At 65.6% G+C, this 17,341-nt stretch carries 18 protein-coding genes; 15 read left to right on the top strand and 3 right to left on the bottom strand.

The window, feature by feature from the left end; genetic code table 11:
* Nucleotides 1-48: 48 nt before the first annotated feature.
* A complete protein-coding gene (locus tag BN60_RS24520; RefSeq protein ID WP_020698823.1) occupies nucleotides 49-660 on the top strand; it encodes a L,D-transpeptidase family protein in 612 nt (203 codons plus the stop codon).
* 13 nt (nucleotides 661-673) lie between these two features.
* On the opposite strand, the gene hrcA is transcribed toward BN60_RS24520, so the two are convergent.
* A complete protein-coding gene (hrcA, locus tag BN60_RS24515; RefSeq protein ID WP_020698822.1) occupies nucleotides 674-1,783 on the bottom strand; it encodes a heat-inducible transcriptional repressor HrcA in 1,110 nt (369 codons plus the stop codon).
* Between the two features lie 86 nt (nucleotides 1,784-1,869).
* Between hrcA and rph the strand changes: the two genes are divergently transcribed.
* The 4 genes from rph to BN60_RS24495 are packed head-to-tail and all read left to right on the top strand — an operon-like array spanning nucleotide 1,870 to nucleotide 5,235.
* Complete coding sequence (gene rph, locus BN60_RS24510) at nucleotides 1,870-2,589, top strand: ribonuclease PH (protein ID WP_020698821.1); 720 nt, start codon at nucleotides 1,870-1,872, stop codon at nucleotides 2,587-2,589.
* A complete protein-coding gene (gene rdgB / locus BN60_RS24505; RefSeq protein ID WP_020698820.1) occupies nucleotides 2,589-3,203 on the top strand; it encodes an RdgB/HAM1 family non-canonical purine NTP pyrophosphatase in 615 nt (204 codons plus the stop codon). The genes rph and rdgB overlap by 1 nt, the downstream gene beginning before the upstream one ends.
* A complete protein-coding gene (gene hemW, locus BN60_RS24500) occupies nucleotides 3,200-4,366 on the top strand; it encodes a radical SAM family heme chaperone HemW (RefSeq protein WP_020698819.1) in 1,167 nt (388 codons plus the stop codon). Before rdgB ends, hemW begins: the two co-directional genes overlap by 4 nt.
* Nucleotides 4,363-5,235 (top strand): transporter substrate-binding domain-containing protein, encoded by an 873-nt coding sequence (locus tag BN60_RS24495; RefSeq protein WP_020698818.1) that lies wholly within the window; start codon nucleotides 4,363-4,365, stop codon nucleotides 5,233-5,235. The genes hemW and BN60_RS24495 overlap by 4 nt, the downstream gene beginning before the upstream one ends.
* Before the next feature lie 55 nt (nucleotides 5,236-5,290).
* Here BN60_RS24495 and hspQ read toward each other — a convergent pair whose 3' ends face one another.
* Entirely contained in the window at nucleotides 5,291-5,668 is a 378-nt protein-coding gene (gene hspQ / locus BN60_RS24490; RefSeq protein WP_020698817.1) for a heat shock protein HspQ, read from the bottom strand.
* A 233-nt stretch (nucleotides 5,669-5,901) separates the two neighbouring features.
* Here hspQ and BN60_RS24485 point away from each other — a divergent pair, with 233 nt between their 5' ends.
* The 9 genes from BN60_RS24485 to BN60_RS29250 all read left to right on the top strand — a co-directional run bounded on the left by BN60_RS24485 (nucleotide 5,902) and on the right by BN60_RS29250 (nucleotide 14,851).
* A complete protein-coding gene (locus tag BN60_RS24485) occupies nucleotides 5,902-6,750 on the top strand; it encodes an MBL fold metallo-hydrolase (protein WP_020698816.1) in 849 nt (282 codons plus the stop codon).
* Nucleotides 6,751-6,760: 10 nt separating this feature from the next.
* Nucleotides 6,761-7,597, top strand: coding sequence for a class I SAM-dependent methyltransferase (locus BN60_RS24480; RefSeq protein ID WP_020698815.1), 837 nt, complete (start codon nucleotides 6,761-6,763; stop codon nucleotides 7,595-7,597).
* Nucleotides 7,598-7,607: 10 nt separating this feature from the next.
* Entirely contained in the window at nucleotides 7,608-8,960 is a 1,353-nt protein-coding gene (locus BN60_RS24475) for an adenylate/guanylate cyclase domain-containing protein (protein WP_020698814.1), read from the top strand.
* 117 nt (nucleotides 8,961-9,077) lie between these two features.
* Nucleotides 9,078-9,806: a Tim44/TimA family putative adaptor protein gene (locus BN60_RS24470; RefSeq protein ID WP_020698813.1), complete on the top strand. Its 729-nt coding sequence runs from the start codon at nucleotides 9,078-9,080 to the stop codon at nucleotides 9,804-9,806.
* Nucleotides 9,807-9,823: 17 nt separating this feature from the next.
* Nucleotides 9,824-10,927 carry a murein transglycosylase A gene (gene mltA, locus BN60_RS24465; RefSeq protein WP_020698812.1) on the top strand — a complete coding sequence of 368 codons (1,104 nt, stop codon included), beginning with the start codon at nucleotides 9,824-9,826 and terminating at the stop codon, nucleotides 10,925-10,927.
* A gap of 244 nt (nucleotides 10,928-11,171) precedes the next feature.
* Nucleotides 11,172-11,969, top strand: coding sequence for a (Fe-S)-binding protein (locus tag BN60_RS24460; RefSeq protein WP_425357818.1), 798 nt, complete (start codon nucleotides 11,172-11,174; stop codon nucleotides 11,967-11,969).
* Nucleotides 11,969-13,393, top strand: coding sequence for a LutB/LldF family L-lactate oxidation iron-sulfur protein (locus BN60_RS24455; RefSeq protein WP_020698810.1), 1,425 nt, complete (start codon nucleotides 11,969-11,971; stop codon nucleotides 13,391-13,393). Before BN60_RS24460 ends, BN60_RS24455 begins: the two co-directional genes overlap by 1 nt.
* A complete protein-coding gene (locus tag BN60_RS24450; protein ID WP_020698809.1) occupies nucleotides 13,390-14,064 on the top strand; it encodes a LutC/YkgG family protein in 675 nt (224 codons plus the stop codon). Before BN60_RS24455 ends, BN60_RS24450 begins: the two co-directional genes overlap by 4 nt.
* 10 nt (nucleotides 14,065-14,074) lie before the next feature.
* A complete protein-coding gene (locus tag BN60_RS29250) occupies nucleotides 14,075-14,851 on the top strand; it encodes a class I SAM-dependent methyltransferase (protein WP_020698808.1) in 777 nt (258 codons plus the stop codon).
* An 88-nt stretch (nucleotides 14,852-14,939) separates the two neighbouring features.
* Here the strand turns inward: BN60_RS29250 and BN60_RS29245 are convergent, their stop codons facing one another.
* On the bottom strand, nucleotides 14,940-16,307 hold the full coding sequence (locus BN60_RS29245) for a porin (protein ID WP_020698807.1): 1,368 nt from the start codon (nucleotides 16,305-16,307) through the stop codon (nucleotides 14,940-14,942).
* Between the two features lie 397 nt (nucleotides 16,308-16,704).
* Between BN60_RS29245 and BN60_RS24435 the strand changes: the two genes are divergently transcribed.
* Nucleotides 16,705-17,280, top strand: a complete 576-nt coding sequence (locus BN60_RS24435) for a DUF3576 domain-containing protein (RefSeq protein WP_215905937.1) — start codon at nucleotides 16,705-16,707, stop codon at nucleotides 17,278-17,280.
* Nucleotides 17,281-17,341: the final 61 nt, after the last annotated feature.

Here is a 17,341-nt window from a genome sequence, read left to right as displayed (position 1 = left end):
TCCTCCCTCAAGAGCGTGCCTTTATGAAGGGCACCGGAGTACCAGGCAATGACCGACGAAAATGTCCTGATCGTGCAGGCCGATTCGGCCGAAACCTCGCTGGCGAGCGCCCGCCTGGGCGAGCGCCGGTGGCGTTGCACGCTGGGTGCAGGCGGCATACGCGAGGACAAGGTCGAGGGCGATGCCGCCACGCCCGTCGGCGAATTTCCGCTGCGCCGAATCTATTTCCGCAACGATCGGGTGGTCCTGCCCAAGACCGGCCTGCCGGCGCGACCGATCAACGAGCATGACGGCTGGTGCGACGACCCGCGTGCGCCCACCTATAATCACCTCGTCCATATTCCCAACGAGTGGAGCCACGAGAAGATGTGGCGCGAGGACGGGCTCTACGACGTCGTGGTCGTGGTCGGCTACAACGACGATCCACCCGAAGGCGAATGGGGCAGCGCCATCTTCCTCCACATTGCCCGCGAGGATTACAGCCCGACCCAGGGCTGCGTTGCTTTCGCCCGCGACGATCTTCTCGAACTGCTGCCATTGCTCAATCGCGACACGCGGCTGCGCGTGCTGTCACATCCTGCCGACGAAGAAGCGCGCCCGGCGTCTACTGCCGACGACGAGATGAAGCAGTTCGAGGACTTCGACGAGAAGGACTGGTAGCCAGCCCACCAGGTCAGCCCACCACGCGGCCGATGGCGCGGGCGGTGTAGTCGACCAGCGGGATGATGCGCGCGTAGTTGAGCCGCGTCGGACCGATGACGCCGATGGCGCCGAGAATGCGCTCCTGCGAATCGCGGAACGGCGCCACCACCATCGAGCAGCCGGTGTTGGCAAACAGCGGATTGTCGGCACCGATGAAGATCTGCACACCCGATGCGCCGTTGGCGAGTTCGAGCAGGCGCACGAAGCTCTCGCCGCGTTCCAGCGCATCGAACAGCAGGCGCACCCGCTCCAGATCCTCGATCGCGGTGATGTCTTCGAGAAGCCGCGCCTGGCCGCGCACGATCAGCGCACCGCCGGCGCCCGGCTCGCCGGCCCAGGTGGCCAGCCCCGATTCGATCACGCGCGCCGTCAGGTCGTTCAGTTCGGCGCGCTTCAGCTTCAGGTCTTCGAGGATCAGCCGGCGCGCTTCGTCGAACGTGCGGCCGCTCAGCCGTGCATTCAGGTAGTTGCTGGCTTCCGTCAGCGCGGACGGCGGCATGCCGATCGGCGTGTCGATCACGCGATTCTCGACATGGCCCGACTGCGTGACCGTGACGACCAGCGCCCGGCCGGGGCCGAGATTGACGAACTCGATATGCTTCAGCGGGTGCTCGGACTTGGGCGCCATCACCAGCCCGGCGCAGCGCGACAGGCCCGACAGCATGGTGGTCGCCTGTTCCAGCGCCTCGGTGACGCTGCGGCCGACCGTGGCGCAGCGTGCTTCGATCGATTCGCGCTCCTCCTCGGAGATATTGCCGATTTCGAGCAGGCCGTTCACGAACAGCTTGAGGCCCGCATCGGTCGGCAGACGGCCGGCCGAGGTATGCGGCGCGTAAAGCAAGCCGGCATCCTGCAGGTCCGCCATGATGTTGCGGATCGTGGCGGGCGAGAGCGTCTCGGTCAGCTTGCGGGTCAGCGCGCGCGAACCGACCGGCTCGCCGGTCTCGACATAGCTCTCGACGACGTGGCGCAGCACTTCGCGCGCCCGGTCGTTCAGCTCCGTGACCGAAGCCGCCTGCCGCTGCGCCGACGGAGTCTCGGCGAGGCCGCCTCCTTGAATACCGATACGGTGGATCGCCATGGCAAAAAATGTAGGTAGTGCAGGCATTGCGGTCAATGAAGGCCGGCGTTACACCCGGCGGCCTCACCCCCGTCAGGAGACCCTTCATGCGCCCTTCCGGCCGCGCCCCCGACCAGCTTCGCCCGGTTTCGCTGGAACCAGGGTTCTCGCGCCACGCCGAAGGCTCCTGCCTGGTGAAGTTCGGCGACACCCATGTGATCTGCACGGCGTCGATCGACGAGAAGGTGCCGCCGTGGATGCGCAATTCCGGTAAGGGCTGGGTAACGGCCGAGTACGGCATGCTGCCGCGCTCCACCCACACACGCACGGACCGTGAAGCCGCGCGCGGCAAGCAATCGGGCCGCACCCAGGAAATCCAGCGCCTGATCGGCCGTTCGCTGCGCGCCGTGGTGAACCTGCAGGCGATGGGCGAGCGCCAGATCAACATCGACTGCGACGTCCTGCAGGCCGATGGCGGCACCCGCACCGCCAGCATCACCGGCTCCTGGGTGGCGCTGCACTTCGCCTTCGAGCGCCTGATCAAGGAGGGCAAGCTCGCGGCCAACCCGATCACCGGCCAGGTCGCCGCCGTCTCCTGCGGTCTCTGGGAAGGCAAGGCCGTGCTCGACCTCGACTACCCCGAGGATTCCAAGGCCGAGGCCGACGCCAATTTCGTGCTGACCGGCAACGGTGGCATCGTCGAAGTCCAGGGCACTGCCGAGCAGGACCCGTTCAGCGAAGCGCAGTTCCTGGAGCTGCTGAGCCTTGCCAAGAAAGGCATCGGCGAACTCACGGTGTTGCAGCGCACGGCGGTCGGCAAGACCTGATGGCGCGCCGCTTCGTCCTGCCGAAACTGGTCGTGGCGACCCACAACCGCGGCAAGGCGGGCGAGATCCGCACCATGCTGTCGCCCTACGGCATCGAGATCGTCTCGGCCGGCGACCTCGGTCTGCCTGCACCGGACGAGACCGGCAGCACCTTCGAGGAGAACGCCACGATCAAGGCACTGGCCGCGACGCGCGCCAGCGGCCTGCCGGTCCTGGCCGACGATTCGGGCCTCAGCGTGCACGCGCTCGACAATCAGCCCGGTCTCTACACCGCCGACTGGGAAGGCCCGACGCGCGACGCGATGGTGGGCATGCGCCGCATCCAGGACGAGCTGGCCGCGCGCGGCGTGCCCCAGACCGACGAGGCCCGCACCGCGACGTTCCATTGCGTGCTGGTGCTGGCGTGGCCCGACGAGCATCTCGAACTCTTCCACGGCACGCTCGACGGCTCGATCATCTGGCCGCCCCGGGGAACCGGCGGCCATGGCTACGACCCCTGCTTCCAGCCGAAAGGCGACACGCGCACGACCGCCGAGATGTCCGACGCCGAGAAGAATGCCATCAGCCATCGCGGGCGAGCCTTCCGGATGATGGTCGAGGCCTGCTTCGGATGAGCGCGACGCCGCCCATTGCTCCCTTGGGCGTTTATGTTCACTGGCCCTTCTGCAAATCGAAGTGCCCCTACTGCGATTTCAACAGTCACGTTCGCGACGGCGTCGAGCAGGCGCGTTGGCGCCAGGCGCTGCTCACCGAGCTGGAACATGCCGCACGCGAAGCGCCGGGTCGCCGCGTCGAAACGATGTTCTTCGGCGGCGGCACGCCATCGTTAATGGAGCCGGATACCGTTGCGGCCTTGATCGCGCGCACGCGGTCGCTCTGGGATACCGCCGACGACATCGAGATCACGCTCGAAGCCAATCCGACCTCGGTCGAAGCCAGCCGCTTCGCCGCCCTGGCTCAGGCTGGCGTCAATCGGGTGTCGCTCGGCATCCAGGCGCTCGATCCCGAAGCGCTGAAGTTTCTGGGCCGCGAGCATTCTGTCGACGAGGCGCTCGCCGCCTTCGAGACCGCGCGCCGTCATTTCGCGCGCCATTCCTTCGACCTGATCTATGCCCGCCCCGGCCAGACGCTAGAGACGTGGGCCGCCGAGCTGGATCGGGCGCTCGGCCTCGCCGGCGAGCACCTGTCGCTCTATCAGCTCACCATCGAACGCGGCACGAAGTTCTTCACCCAGCACGCCCGCGGCGCCTTCGTTCTGCCGGTCGAGGACGAAGCGGCCGCGATGTACGAACATACCCAGGCGCGGCTCGCCGCGGCCGGGCTGCCCGCCTACGAGATTTCCAATCATGCGCGCCCTGGGGCTGCCTGCCGCCATAATTTGATCTATTGGCGATATCAGGATTACGTCGGCATCGGGCCGGGCGCCCATGGCCGCTTCGCCGAGGCCGCCGCCAAGAAGGCAACCCGACGCGCCAGTGGTCCGGAAGCCTGGCTGGAGGCCGTGGAGCGCGATGGTCACGGCACGGCGGAAACGTCGTCGGTCGAGGGCCGGGATCTGGTGGAGGAGGCGTTGATGATGGGATTGCGGCTGGCCGACGGCATCGACCGCGTCACCTTTGCCGCCGCCACCGGCGCCGATCCCGTCGAAGCCATCGGTGAAAAGCGCCTGGCTCCGCTGCTCGCCGCCGGGTTCCTCGAGGTCGACGCCACGCATCTGCGCGCCACGCCGGCCGGACAGCAGCGGCTGAACGCGCTTCTGGAGCGGCTGGTCGCATGAAGTTTCTGGCGCCCCTCCTTGCCCTGCTGGCAATGGTCGCCAGCGCCTCGGCCCAGCAGCAACAACCGCCTCAACAGCCGCAGCGCCCGCCCGCCAAGCAAGCGCCGGGGGCCAAGCCGGCGCCGCAGCCTGCCGCCAAGCCCGGTCCCAAGTCGCCGTTCACGCCGCCTGCGTTCAAGATCACCATCGCGACCGAAGGGGCCTTCCCGCCCTTCAACTATCTCGACCGCAAGGGCATGCCGGCGGGCTTCGAGATCGAGCTGGCGCAGGACGCCTGTCAGCGCATCAAGGCGGAGTGCGAGTTCATCGCACTCAAGTGGGACGAACTGATTCCGGGCCTGCTCGACAAGAAGTTCGACGTCATCATGTCGTCGCTGGAAGTGACGCGCGAGCGGCGCCAGCGGCTCGGCCTGTCGCGGCGCTATTATCTCTCGCCCGGCGCCTTCATCGCCGCCAAGGGTGCGCTGTTCGACGGGCCGCCGTCCCTCCTGCGCAACAAGCGGATCGGCATCCAGAAGGATTCGATGCATGCCGACTGGGCCGACAAGAGCTTCCGCCGCTCGGCGCAGCTCAAGCGCTACGGCACCGTCGACGAAGCCCTGAACGCCCTGGCGAACGACGAGGTCGACGCAGTGTTCGGCGACAAGGCGCAGCTGTGGCTGTGGAGCCAGAAGCCGGAGGGCAAATGCTGCGAGCTGGTCGGGCAGGACATCAAGGACACCCAGACCCTGGGCGTCGGCGTCTCCGCCGGCCTGCGCAAGGAAGACGTCAAGCTGCGCGACGCGCTCAACAAGGCCTTCGCCGACATGATCAGCGACGGCACCTACAAGAAGATAAACGAGAAATACTTCCCGTTCCCGCTGAATTGAACGTTCGCGTCAGGCGGCGGCGACGGTCGACCAGGTCTCTGCGGCGCTCTGCCGATCAGTGAAGCGAGCGGTCGCGCGAGACGTAGTGGCCGCGCTTCAATTCCTTGAAGAACTGCGGGACCTGCGGGTGCGACACCGGCTTGCCGGTCTCGTCGGCCAGCAGGTTCTGTTCGGACACGTAGGCGACGTAGGTCGTCTGCGCGTTCTCGGCCAGCAGATGGTAGAACGGCTGGTCGCGACGCGGCCGGACCTCTTCGGGAATCGAGGCGAGCCACTCCTCGGTGTTGGCGAACACCGGGTCGACGTCGAAGATGACGCCGCGGAACGGGTAGATCCTGTGCTTTACCACCTGGCCGATGGCGAACTTGGCGCGACGGGAGATGCCAAGTGCCGCCCCGGGGGCAGGGCCAGAGGCTTGGTTATTGGGTTCCATACACAAAGTATTGCTCCGAAGCTGCCGAGAGGCAACGCAGTAGGTCCGCGGATTCGACTTCGGACTGCAACAATGCGTGAAAAATGGCCGCATGGCCCACTCCGCCGGATTCCGGCCAATACGCCCGCGATCATGGGCCGGCTGGTCGGCGCAGGGTCTGCACGGGTGGCTCGGTTGACGGGAACCGCCAGCCTGTGGACTCTGGCGTCGAAAGGCTGCACGGGAAGGTATCGTTGGCCGAGGGCTTGAAAGTACGGTTCTGGGGTGTGCGGGGTTCGATTTCCTGCCCTGGGGCTGAATATGCGCGCTACGGCGGAAATACCTCATGTCTGGAGGTCACCGCTGGCGGCCGTCGCCTGATTTTCGATGCGGGCACGGGTATTCGCACGCTGGGCGTAGAGCTTGCGCGCCAGACGCCGCTCGACCTCGACATCTACTTCACGCATACGCACCTCGATCACATTTCCGGCCTCACTTTCTTTGCGCCGCTGTTCGAACGTCGCAATTCGGTGCGCATGTGGGCCGGCCATCTCGAGGCGCCCTACACGTTGAAGAAGGTCGTGGGCCACCTGATGCAGGCGCCGCTCTACCCGGTGTCGCTCGACGTCTTCCAGGCCAGCGTCGAGTTCCGCGAATTCCGCGCCGGCGAGATGCTGTCCTGCGGCACGGTCGGCCTCCGCACGGCGCCGCTCAACCATCCCAATGGCGCCACCGGCTACCGCATCGATTATCGCGACAAGTCGATCTGCTACATCACCGATACCGAGCATCGCGAGGGCCGGCGCGACCAGACCATCGTCGACCTGTGCCGCGGCGCCGACGTGATGATCTACGATTCGAGCTACACCGACGACGAATATGAGCGCTATCGCGGCTGGGGCCATTCGACCTGGCAGGAAGGCGTGCGGCTTGCCGATGCAGCCGGCGTCGGCACGCTGGCGATCTTCCATCACGACCCCAGCCACGATGACGCCTTCATGGACGGCGTGGCACGCGAGGCGGCGGCGCTGCGTCCTGGCACCGCCACAAACGGCCTGCCGCGTGTGATCGTCGCCCACGAAGGTCTTACTCTTAGCCCGTGAGCATATTGTCATGACTGCCAGGCTCAGCCTGCGCGGCCGCTGGCGGCGGTTCGCGCTCGGATTGCCGACCGTTCTCGGCATGAAGCCGCGCGGCTGGTTCATCCCGCACCGCTATGCGCCGCTTCTGCCGCCGCCCGGCGCGCAGCCGCCCTATCCCGCGATCGAGCAGATCTTCGAAAGCAGGCTGGCCGACTTCACCGCCGTGATCGATGCCGTCGACGCCCAAGCGACCGCGCTCGAAGGGCTCAAGAGCCTGCTCGACCAAGCGTGGTTTCCCTCGCTCGACGCGGCCGTTGCCTATGCACTGGTGCGCGATCGCAAGCCGCGCCGCATCGTCGAGGTCGGTTCCGGCCATTCGACCCGCCTGCTGTCGAAGGCGCTGGGGGGTCTCGGCGAGATCCTGGCCATCGATCCCGCGCCGCGAGCCGACATCGCCGACCTGCCGGGCGTGCGCGTCGTGCCCTCGACCTTGCAGGCCGCGCCACCGGAAATCCTCGATGGATTGCAGCCCGGCGATGCGCTGTTCATCGATTCCAGCCACATCCTGATGCCCGGCAGCGACGTCGACATCCTGCTCAACCGCGTGCTGCCGAAGCTTCCGGCCGGGGTCTTGGTCCATATCCACGACGTTTTCCTGCCCTATGACTATCCGGCCATCTGGGGCTGGCGGGCCTACAACGAGCAGCAAGGGGTGATGCCCCTGCTGGCGACCGGCGCCTATACACCCCTGTTTGCCAGCGTCTGGGCCGAGCGGCGGCTGGCAGATCGGTTGGCCTCGTCGGTCGTGGCAAGGCTGCCCAGGCTGCCCGATGCCCTGCCGGCGAGCCTCTGGCTCGAGAAGCGCTAGGTATCGACGAATGCTTGGCCGCCTGCGCGCATGGTTGTTCGATGGCGCAGGCGACGGGCAACTGCCGGAGCGCGTGCTGGCGGCGATCCGCCGCCAGCAGGAGCAAAGCGAAATCCTGATCGGTTGGGTCCAGCTCGCGATCGTCGTGCTGGTCACCACGGTCTACGAGTCGACCGCCATGCCTACAGGGGTGGTGCAGGAGGACTACTCCTTCGAGGTCGAGGTGCTCGCGATCTATGGCCTCTTCTGCCTGCTGCGGCTCGGCCTCGCCTATGCCCGCCTGCTCAAGCCCTGGATGCTCTACCTGTCGGTGATCGCGGACATGGCCCTGCTGATGGGCCTGATCTACTCGTTCCACTACAAGTATGCGCAGCCGGCCGTCTTCTATCTGAAGGTGCCGACGCTTCTCTACGTATTCCTGTTCATCGCCCTGCGCGCGTTGCGCTTCGAGGCGCGCTTCGTCCTGTTTACCGGCCTGGTCGCCATTCTGGGCTGGATCGGTCTCGTCCTTTACGCCATCGGCGGCCGCGGCGGCCCGCCCAACCCGACTGACGACTTCGTCGAATACATGACCGGCAATGCGCTGCTGCTCTACGCCGAGATCGACAAGATGGTCGCCATCCTGCTGACGACCATTGTGCTGGCTCTTGCCATTGCCCGCGCACGCTATCTGCTGGTGCGTGCGGTGAGCGAGGGCGTCGCCGCCCGCGATCTCTCGCGCTTCTTCGATCCCGGCGTCGCGGCACGTATCCGGGGCGCCTCGATGTCGATCAGGGCCGGCGAAGGCGAGCTGCGCGACGTCGCCATCCTGACGGTCGACCTGCGCGGCTTCACGCGGCTGTCGACCGAACTCGCCCCCGACGCGGTGATGAAACTCCTGCAGGAGTATCAGGGTCGCATCTGCCCGCTGATCGCCGCGCACGGCGGTAGTATCGACAAATTCCTGGGCGACGGCATCCTCGCGTCGTTTGGCGCAGTTGCGCCATCGCCGACGGCCGCGGCCGATGCGCTGCGCGCCGCCGACGCCGTGATGGCGGCCGCCACGCAATGGTCACGCGAGCGTCAGGCTGCGGCCATGGCGCCTCTCCAGGTCGGGCTGGCCGTATCCTCCGGGCGGGTCGTCTTTGGCGCGGTGGGCGACGGCGAACGGCTGGAGTTCACCGTGATCGGCGACGCCGTGAATTTCGCGGCGAAACTGGAGAAGCACAACAAGGAGGAACATACGTGTGCCCTGACAGATGTTGCGACCTACCGATTGGCCGAGCATCAGGGTTACGTACCCGCCGAACCTCGGGAACGACGGATGAATCGGACGGTCAGCGGTGTCGCGGAGCCCGTCGACATCGTGATTCTCGCCATTTGAGGTCGGCCGGGCCCCAAAAGGGCGGCATCTCGTTGCCTTGCCCTTTCCCAATTCGGGGCCTATGTAATTTGGGGACAGGGTAAGGACGCTTGAGTAGCGAGCTGGCGGAGCGCCATCGTGGGTAACAACTACGACATCATCCTTATTGGACTGGTCGCAGTCTTTCTGATTTTGCGACTGAGGTCCGTGCTTGGAAAGCGTACCGGCAACGAACGGCCGCCGGCGCGCGATCCGTTCGCACCGCCGACGCCACCTCCGGCAACGCCGCGCAGCGGTGGCGACGCCGCACAGGGCAACGACAATGTCGTGCCGCTGCCCACAGCCAATCAGCCCGCACCGCGGCCCTCGAGCGCGACGAGCGGTCCAGGCGGCATTCGCGCGACGGTGATGCCGACGGCAACAGCGGGTGTCGCCGCGATCCGCGCCGCCGATCCGTCCTTCGATCCGCTGGGCTTTGCCGCTGGCGCCCGCGCCGCCTTCACCGCCATCGTCGAAGCTTTCGCACGCGGCGATACGGGAACGCTGAAGCCGCTGCTCGACGGCCCCACGTTTGCAAGCTTCGAGGCCGCCATCCGCGGCCGCGCCGAGCGCAACGAAAAGGCCGAAGGCACGTTGATCGGCTTCGAGGCTTCCGACATCGCGGGCGCCGAGATGCAGGGCACGCATGCCGCAGTGACCGTGCGCTTCGTCAGCGAACAGATTAACGTCGTGCGCAATGCCGAAGGCCAGATCGTCGACGGCAATCCGAACGAAGTGCAGAAGGTCGTGGACCTCTGGACCTTCCGACGCGACACCAAGTCCAGCGATCCCAATTGGCAGCTCATCAAGACCGAAAGCGAAGGCTGAAGGAGGCGTTGCCGATAATGCGTTGGAGCGTCCTCGCCAGCGGCGCGGCATGGCTGGCCGTTGCAGGTCTTCTTTCTGCTTGCGCAAGCACACCGGGTGCCGCGCCCGAGGCGCGTGTCGCGATGGCGCCGATCTCCTACAACGAAATTCCCGGCTGGGCGGACGATCGGCACGGCGAAGCCTTGGTCACGTTCCGCCGCTCCTGCCCTAAGCTGACGACGGGCCCCGACACCAAGATCGCCACTGACGGCGGCGAAAAGACGATTACCTCGGCCGAATGGAGAAACATCTGCGCTTCGGCGGCCGCCGTGAAATCCGGCGACGCGCGTGCCGCACGCCTCTTCTTCGAAGACAATTTCCGCCCGCTGGTCGTCCAGTCTCCGGGCAAGTTTACCGGCTACTTCGAACCGGAACTGCGGGGCAGCAAGGCGCCGTCGCGTCTTTTCACCGTGCCGGTCTATCGCAAGCCGCCCGACCTTACCGACAAGCCCTACTACACGCGCGCCGAGATCGAGAGCGGCGTGCTGAAAGGCAAGGGCCTCGAGATCGCCTGGGTGCAGGATCCGGTCGGGCTGTTCGAGGTGCAGGTCCAGGGCAGCGGCCGCATCCAGCTCGCCGAGGGCGGGACCATGACCCTGGGCTTCGACGGCTCCAACAATCGCCCCTATACGGCGATGGCCGCGGTGCTGGCCGAGATGGGCGTGATGAAGAGGGAAGATGCGACCTGGCCCGCCATCCGCGACTGGCTGAAGCACAATCCGCAGCAGGCGCGGGATGTGATGCGCCGCAACGAGCGCTACATCTTCTTCAAGGACACCCGGACCTCCGCGCCGATCGGCGCCGAAGGCGTCGTGTTGACGGCGCAGCGCAGCATGGCGATCGACCCGACGATCACGCCCTATGGCACGCCGATCTGGATCGACACCAAGCGCCCGGTAGCGCGCAAGCCCGGCGTAACGGAGCCCTATCGCCGGCTGATGATCTCTCAGGATACAGGTGCGGCCATCAAGGGCCCGGCGCGCGGCGACGTTTATTTCGGCCCCGGCAAACAAGCGGCCGATTGGGCCGGCCGCATGGTCGGTGACGGCCGCGCCATCGTTCTCGTCCCCAATAAGACCTGATACCGCGTCGGCTTGCCGATCGCGATCAATCGCGCCTTTGCGGATCGCGAATGACGAAGATCGGCGCGCCGTTGCCCACCAGATCTTAGTAGCCCTCCTCGGTATGGAACTTGAGCGGAAAGCCGCGCCAGCTTTTCGATCGAGGCGATGATCCTGCAACAGTGGCGGGCCGTTCGGGCCGGCGAGAATGATTCTAAAAAAGGGGCCATTGCACCCTATTTTCGCCGCTGCCATGGTGGCCGGCGTGTCCACTTCGATTGAAAACCACCGCCCCCCGCCGCGCCGTGTTGCGCTCTTCGTCACCTGTCTGGTCGACCTCTTCCGGCCCACGGTAGGCTTCGCCGCCGTCAAGCTGCTCGAGGAGGCAGGCTGTACTGTCGAGGTCCCACCGTTGCAGGTCTGCTGCGGTCAGCCCGCCTACAATACCGGCGATCGCGCCACGACCCGGGCCATCGCGATACAGGTCATGGACGCCTTCGACGGGTACGACGCCGTGGTGGCGCCCTCGGGTTCCTGCGGTGGAATGCTGTCGCACCACTACCCTGCTTTGTTCGACGACGATCCAGCCCTCAAGGCTCGGGCGGAGGATCTCGCCGCGCGCAGCCACGAGCTGATCTCTTTCCTGGTCGACGTCCTGCACGTCGACAAGGTCGCCGCCCGCTACGACGGCACGGTCACCTATCATGATTCATGCTCCGGCCTGCGCGAACTTGGCGTGAAGCAGCAGCCGCGGCAGTTGCTCGGGTCGGTGAAGGGTCTTGCCCTTCGCGAGATGAAGACGCCTGAAGTCTGCTGCGGCTTCGGCGGGACGTTCTGCGTGAAGTATCCGGAGATCTCCAATGCCATGGTCGGCGAGAAGTCGGCCGACATCGCGGCAACGGGCGCAGATACTCTGCTGGCGGGCGACCTTGGCTGTCTGATGAACATGGCCGGCAAGCTGCAGCGTGAAGGCAGCGCAGTGCGCGTACGTCACGTCGCCGAGGTTCTGGCCGGCATGGGCAACCTGCCTGCAATCGGCGAGCCCGATACGGGAGCCCGCTGATGCAATCCACCGCCCACGCTTTCAAGGACAATGTCGGCGCAGCCCTGGCCGATCCCAACCTGCAGGATTCGCTTTCCAAGCTGAAGGTCGGCTTTTCCGAGCGCCGACGCCAGGCGGCCGAACGGCTGCCCGAATTCGAGGCGCTGCGCGACCGCGCGCGCGACATCAAGAACCACACGCTGGCCAATCTCGATTTCTATCTCGAGGAGTTCGAGCGCAAGGTCATCGCCCTCGGCGGCCACGTCCATTGGGCGCCGACGGCCGCCGATGCGCGGCGCATTATCGCCGATCTCTGCCGCAGCGTCGGCGCACGCACCGTCGCCAAGTCGAAATCGATGGTGGCGGAAGAGATCGCCCTCAACGAGCATCTCGAAGAACTGGGCATCGCGCCGATCGAGACCGATCTCGGCGAGTACATCATCCAGCTCCGCCACGAGCCGCCCAGCCACATCATCGCGCCTGCCGTTCATCTCACCAAGGATCAGGTGGCCGACACGTTCCTCGAGCATCACCGTAAGTTGGGGTTCGACAAGCGGCTGACCGAGCGCAACGATCTCGTCGCCGAAGCGCGCTATGTCCTGCGCCAGAAATTCCTCGATGCCGATGTGGGACTGACGGGCGCCAACTTCCTGGTGGCCGAAACCGGCTCGTCGATGCTGGTGACCAACGAGGGCAATGCCGATCTCTCGAACACGCTGCCCAAGATGCACATCGTGCTGGCCAGCATCGAGAAGGTGATCCCGACGCTCGAAGACGCCGCCGTGCTGCTGCGCGTGCTGGCACGTTCGGCTACGGGCCAGGAATCGTCGGCCTACACGACACTCAATACCGGACCGAAGCGGTCCGGCGATCTCGACGGACCGGAGCAGTATCACGTGGTGCTGCTCGACAACGGCCGCTCCGGCGTCCTGGGCACCGAGATGCAGGAGATTCTACGCTGCATCCGCTGCGGCGCCTGCATGAATCACTGCCCGGTCTATGGCGCCGTCGGCGGCCACGCCTATGGCTGGGTCTATCCCGGTCCGATGGGCGCGGTGCTGACCCCCCAGCTCGTGGGCGTCGAGGAAGCGAGCAACCTGCCCAACGCGTCGACCTTCTGCGGCCGCTGCGAGAGCGTCTGTCCGGTACGCATCCCCCTGCCAAAGCTGATGCGACACTGGCGCGAACGCGAGTTCGAGCGACACCTGACACCCAAGGCCGTTCGTCAGGGCCTCGCGCTCTGGAGCTTCGTGGCCCGACGGCCCGGTCTCTATCGTAGCCTGACGGCCATCGCCAACCGCGTGCTCTCCCTGTTCGGGCGCGCCGAGGGTCGCTACCGCAGCCTGCCGCTGGCCGGCGGCTGGACGCGTTTCCGCGACTTACCCGCACCGCCGCCTGGCGGCACCTTCCACGCGCAATGGAAGGCTGCGAGGAGGCAGTCATGAGCGCCGACCGCGCGCAGATTCTGAACGGCATCCGCCGCTCATTGCAGCGGGGCGAGCTTGCCGGCGATGGATTGAAGAACGTTCAGGGCCGGCTGGCCCAGCCGCCCCGCGGTCCCACCATCGCGCGCGCGCAGGTCGCACCGGCCGACAAGGTGGCACTGTTCTGCCAGTGGGCGGAGTTCAACAACGCCACCATTGCACGCATCGGCACAGCCGACGTGCCGGGCGAAGTGACGGCCTTTCTCGCACGCAGCAACCTGCCCGCCACCGTCGCCATGGCACCCTCGCCGCTTCTCGAGGGCTACAACTGGGCAAGCGAGAAGATGCTGTCGATCCGGCGCGGGCGTGGCGAGGGCGGCGACCAGGTCTCGATCACAGGAGCTTTCGCCGGCATCGCCGAAACCGGAACCGTGGTGATGGCCTCTGGGCCCGACCATCCTGTGTCGCTCAATCTGCTGCCGGACACGCACATCGTCGTCTTGCGGGAAGGCGATATCGTCAGCGGCTACGAAGATGTCTGGACGCGGCTGCGCGAGCGCTACGGGAAGGACCGCATGCCGCGGACCGTCAACACCATCACCGGCCCGTCGCGGACCGGCGATATCGAGCAGACCATCGAGCTGGGTGCGCATGGGCCGCGGCGCATGCACATCCTGGTCGTACGTGAATGAGATCGCAGCCATGAAGTCCGCCGGCGACGCACCTGCTTCAGAGCCAGCAGGCTCCGGCCCGAGGAGCGAGCTCCGCGTCGTCGGCACGAGCGTCAGCCGGGAGATCGAGTTGCTGTTCGATCGCGTCGCCCAGTCGGTCGGGCGACGCGCGCCCCGCGTGCTGCAGGTAGGCTCGCGCAGCCTCCTCTCCGATCGCAACGAACGCAACTGGCGGAGTCTGGTCGCCAAGCGCTTCGGCCCGCGGGCGCATTTCGTCGGCCTCGACGCCTTCGATGGCACCAATGTCGATTGCGTTGCCGACATCTGCAGCGATCCCCGCACGCTCGGCGGCAAGCTCGACGAGAAGCAGTTCGATCTCGTGATCAGTCGCCACGTGCTGGAACGGACGCGCCATCCCGCGCGGGCTGCCCGCAACATCGAACGGCTGCTGCGGCCGGGCGGTATCGCCTATGTCTCGACGGCCTGGTCGCAGGCCTTCCATGCCACGCCCGACGATTACTGGCGCTTCTCGTTAAGCGGGTTGCGACTGCTGTTCGGCCGGTTGGAAGTCGCCCGCACCTTCTACTGCGGCGGTGATGTTGGGCTCGACGTTGCCTATCGCGTGGAAAGAGACGGCAAACCCGATCTCGATCCTCGGGCCGGCGCCGTCGAGCAAGGTCTCTTCCAGCTCGTGCTCGACCACGAGGACAACAAGGCGGTTCTGGCGCGCCAGGCCACCGAACGCTTGCCTGTCTCGCGGACCTACCTGCCGACACTGTTCGTCAACATGGTGGCCTGCAAGTCCTGAGCCGGCCTGTTCCATCGGACGGACTGGACGCAAAAGAAAAGAGCGGGCTTTCGCCCGCTCCTTCCAATTTTATCCGTAGGACTTGCGACTAGAAGCGCAGGTCCATACCGACCAGGATGCCCCAGGAATTGCCGGAGACGGCATTCGAGGGACCCGAGGCGGCGTAGTACAGACCACCGCCGGTCAGCTTCACGCCCGGTCCGAGCGCGTAGTTGACACCAACTTCGAACTTCTGGACCGACTCTTGACCGAAGCGGAGAACGCCGAGCGAGTTCGCGTTGAAGGCATTGGCATTGATGCCCGGGACACCCGTGGAGGCAACAGTCGACTGAGCGCCCGTGCCCGTTGCGATGTTCGAGACCGAAGCCGAGCCGTTACCGTTGGTGTTGAACGAGCCAACCCACACGAACGACATCTGCCACGGACCCGTCTCGTACATCACGCCCGCGGTGTAGAAGCGGGTGTCGTTGTCGACGTTGGTGTAGTAGTTCGAGCCGAGGCCGTTGTTGTCGTAGCCGATGGCGCCACCGATGGTGAAGCCGGCGTAGCCCAGCTGAGCACCAACGACCCACTGCTTCCACGACGTCAGGTTCGCACCGTTCGAGTAGTTCTGGGTGCCGAAGGGCTGATTGCCGGGGATGAACGAAGCGTACATGAACGCGCCGTAGAGGGCGACGGTCACATCACCGAACTTGTTCAGGTAGTTGACGCCGACGTCGAACACGTCCTGCCACGAGTAGTCAGCCGACGGGCAGTTCGGGGAGGTCGTCGGATCGTTGTAACCGCAAACGCCTGCGACGCCTGCCGGACCCGGGCTGCCGAGGCCGGAGAGGGCACCCGCCTGCTGGCCAAGGTTGGCCTTCGGGCGATAGCCGACACCGATCTGCAGACCCTGGAAGCGGGGCGTGAAGTAGTTGATGCCCTGACCGTCCTGGAACTGACCGGCGTTGGTTGTCGTCGTGGCGTGGAACCACGCCTTGTTGTTCGACATGACCGACTGGTTGGCCCAGGCGAACGACGTGTTGTGCTGGATGGCGCCGAAGCCGATCAGAGCGGACGGCGTGCCGTAGTACATACGGTACGAAGCCGGATCGCGGCCACCGAACTCGAGACGACCCCAGTCGCCGAAGGCGAAGAGGAACGCTTCGTCGATCGTACGGGCCTGGGTACCACTCGGATTCCAGCCTTCGAGCTCCACATGCAGACCGACCGACGTGCCGTTGTCGAGCTTCGTCTGGCCGATGAAGTGGATTTCACCTTCCTGCTGGAAGTTGAGGCCCTTGTACTGGGTCCAGGTTCCGTCCATGGCGACGGTGGAATCGATGCCGCCGGCGATCGCGTAGAAGGTGTAGTAACCACCCACGCCGATCTTGATCGGATCGGCTGCCATGGCCGGGGCGGCCATCAGCCCGCCGACGACCAAAGCGGTCGAGCCGAGTAGAAGCTTTTTCATCATTCTCCCTCTCTCATTGATCAGAGACTGGTACGTACCAAAAGGCCTGTCCGACCGGCGGAAAGTGGAAGCCTGAACGCAGCGACTCACGGCTCCCGCCAATGCGGCCGGCCTATAAAACACTTCGCCAAAAAGGGGGTCAAGAAATGGACGCGCCGTTGCACCATTCTGTCCGCACCTGTGGCGTCTTTGTCACATTTTCCAGAGGCTTCCGTGCATCTCCTGAGCTACAAAATCAAATTAGTTTCGAGATAGAACTCACCTGAGGAGTTGTTATAGTTTTTATTGAAAACTTATTGTGATGCGCTGTCTCGCGCGCTTGCAGTCCACCACCGCTTGGGCCTATGGTCCGGCCGCCGCCGTGCCGTCCACGGCCAGAGAAGATAAGGGCGTCAAAATCATGCCGGGCTCGTCTAGATCGCCGATCGTTATCGCGTGCAGCATCGTGCTTGCTCTGGCCGCTCCTTTGGCCATGGGAGCCTGCGCCGACGGCAGCAGCTCGCTGGAGAAGAGGACCGGACCGTCCGGTGATCGTTCGACGCGTGACGTCCGAGAGGGCCTCGGCGGCCGTAACCGTGATGAGGGCAGTCTTTTCGGTCCCGGCGGCCTGTTCGGCTCCAAGCAGCAGAAGAAGGACGATACAGGAACGGGCGTGGCCGTGAACGCCTATCTGTGGCGCGCTTCCCTCGACACCATCAATTTCATCCCGCTGGTTTCGGCCGATCCGTTCGGCGGGGTCATCATCACCGACTGGTACACGCCTTCCGAGACGCCCAACGAGCGCATGAAGGTCCAGGTCACCATCCTCGACCGCGACCTGCGCGCCGACGGCGTCCGCGTTTCGGTGTTCAAGCAGCAAACCTCGCCGCGTGGTGGCAACTGGGTCGATGCCCAGGTGGATCCGCGGACCAATATCGATATCGAGAACGCGATCCTGACGCGTGCGCGCCAGCTTCGTATCGCAGGCGGGTCCTGAGCCCATCCTGAGAGACCAACCGTTGTCATCGCACGGGGCTAACGCCCCGCGCCCCGCCGGC

It is taken from the genome of Reyranella massiliensis 521, assembly GCF_000312425.1.
Taxonomy (GTDB): Bacteria; Pseudomonadota; Alphaproteobacteria; order Reyranellales; family Reyranellaceae; genus Reyranella; species Reyranella massiliensis.
This window is presented reverse-complemented; position numbering and strand designations above follow the sequence as displayed.

Bases quoted from the DNA above. Each gene is read 5' to 3' on its own strand.
- BN60_RS24520 (WP_020698823.1), top strand. From the start codon at position 49: ATGACCGACGAAAATGTCCTGATCGTGCAGGCCGATTCGGCCGAAACC.
- hrcA (WP_020698822.1), bottom strand. From the start codon at position 1,783: ATGGCGATCCACCGTATCGGTATTCAAGGAGGCGGCCTCGCCGAGACT.
- rph (WP_020698821.1), top strand. From the start codon at position 1,870: ATGCGCCCTTCCGGCCGCGCCCCCGACCAGCTTCGCCCGGTTTCGCTG.
- rdgB (WP_020698820.1), top strand. From the start codon at position 2,589: ATGGCGCGCCGCTTCGTCCTGCCGAAACTGGTCGTGGCGACCCACAAC.
- hemW (WP_020698819.1), top strand. From the start codon at position 3,200: ATGAGCGCGACGCCGCCCATTGCTCCCTTGGGCGTTTATGTTCACTGG.
- BN60_RS24495 (WP_020698818.1), top strand. From the start codon at position 4,363: ATGAAGTTTCTGGCGCCCCTCCTTGCCCTGCTGGCAATGGTCGCCAGC.
- hspQ (WP_020698817.1), bottom strand. From the start codon at position 5,668: ATGGAACCCAATAACCAAGCCTCTGGCCCTGCCCCCGGGGCGGCACTT.
- BN60_RS24480 (WP_020698815.1), top strand. From the start codon at position 6,761: ATGACTGCCAGGCTCAGCCTGCGCGGCCGCTGGCGGCGGTTCGCGCTC.
- BN60_RS24475 (WP_020698814.1), top strand. From the start codon at position 7,608: ATGCTTGGCCGCCTGCGCGCATGGTTGTTCGATGGCGCAGGCGACGGG.
- mltA (WP_020698812.1), top strand. From the start codon at position 9,824: ATGCGTTGGAGCGTCCTCGCCAGCGGCGCGGCATGGCTGGCCGTTGCA.
- BN60_RS24455 (WP_020698810.1), top strand. From the start codon at position 11,969: ATGCAATCCACCGCCCACGCTTTCAAGGACAATGTCGGCGCAGCCCTG.
- BN60_RS24450 (WP_020698809.1), top strand. From the start codon at position 13,390: ATGAGCGCCGACCGCGCGCAGATTCTGAACGGCATCCGCCGCTCATTG.
- BN60_RS29250 (WP_020698808.1), top strand. From the start codon at position 14,075: ATGAAGTCCGCCGGCGACGCACCTGCTTCAGAGCCAGCAGGCTCCGGC.
- BN60_RS29245 (WP_020698807.1), bottom strand. From the start codon at position 16,307: ATGATGAAAAAGCTTCTACTCGGCTCGACCGCTTTGGTCGTCGGCGGG.
- BN60_RS24435 (WP_215905937.1), top strand. From the start codon at position 16,705: ATGCCGGGCTCGTCTAGATCGCCGATCGTTATCGCGTGCAGCATCGTG.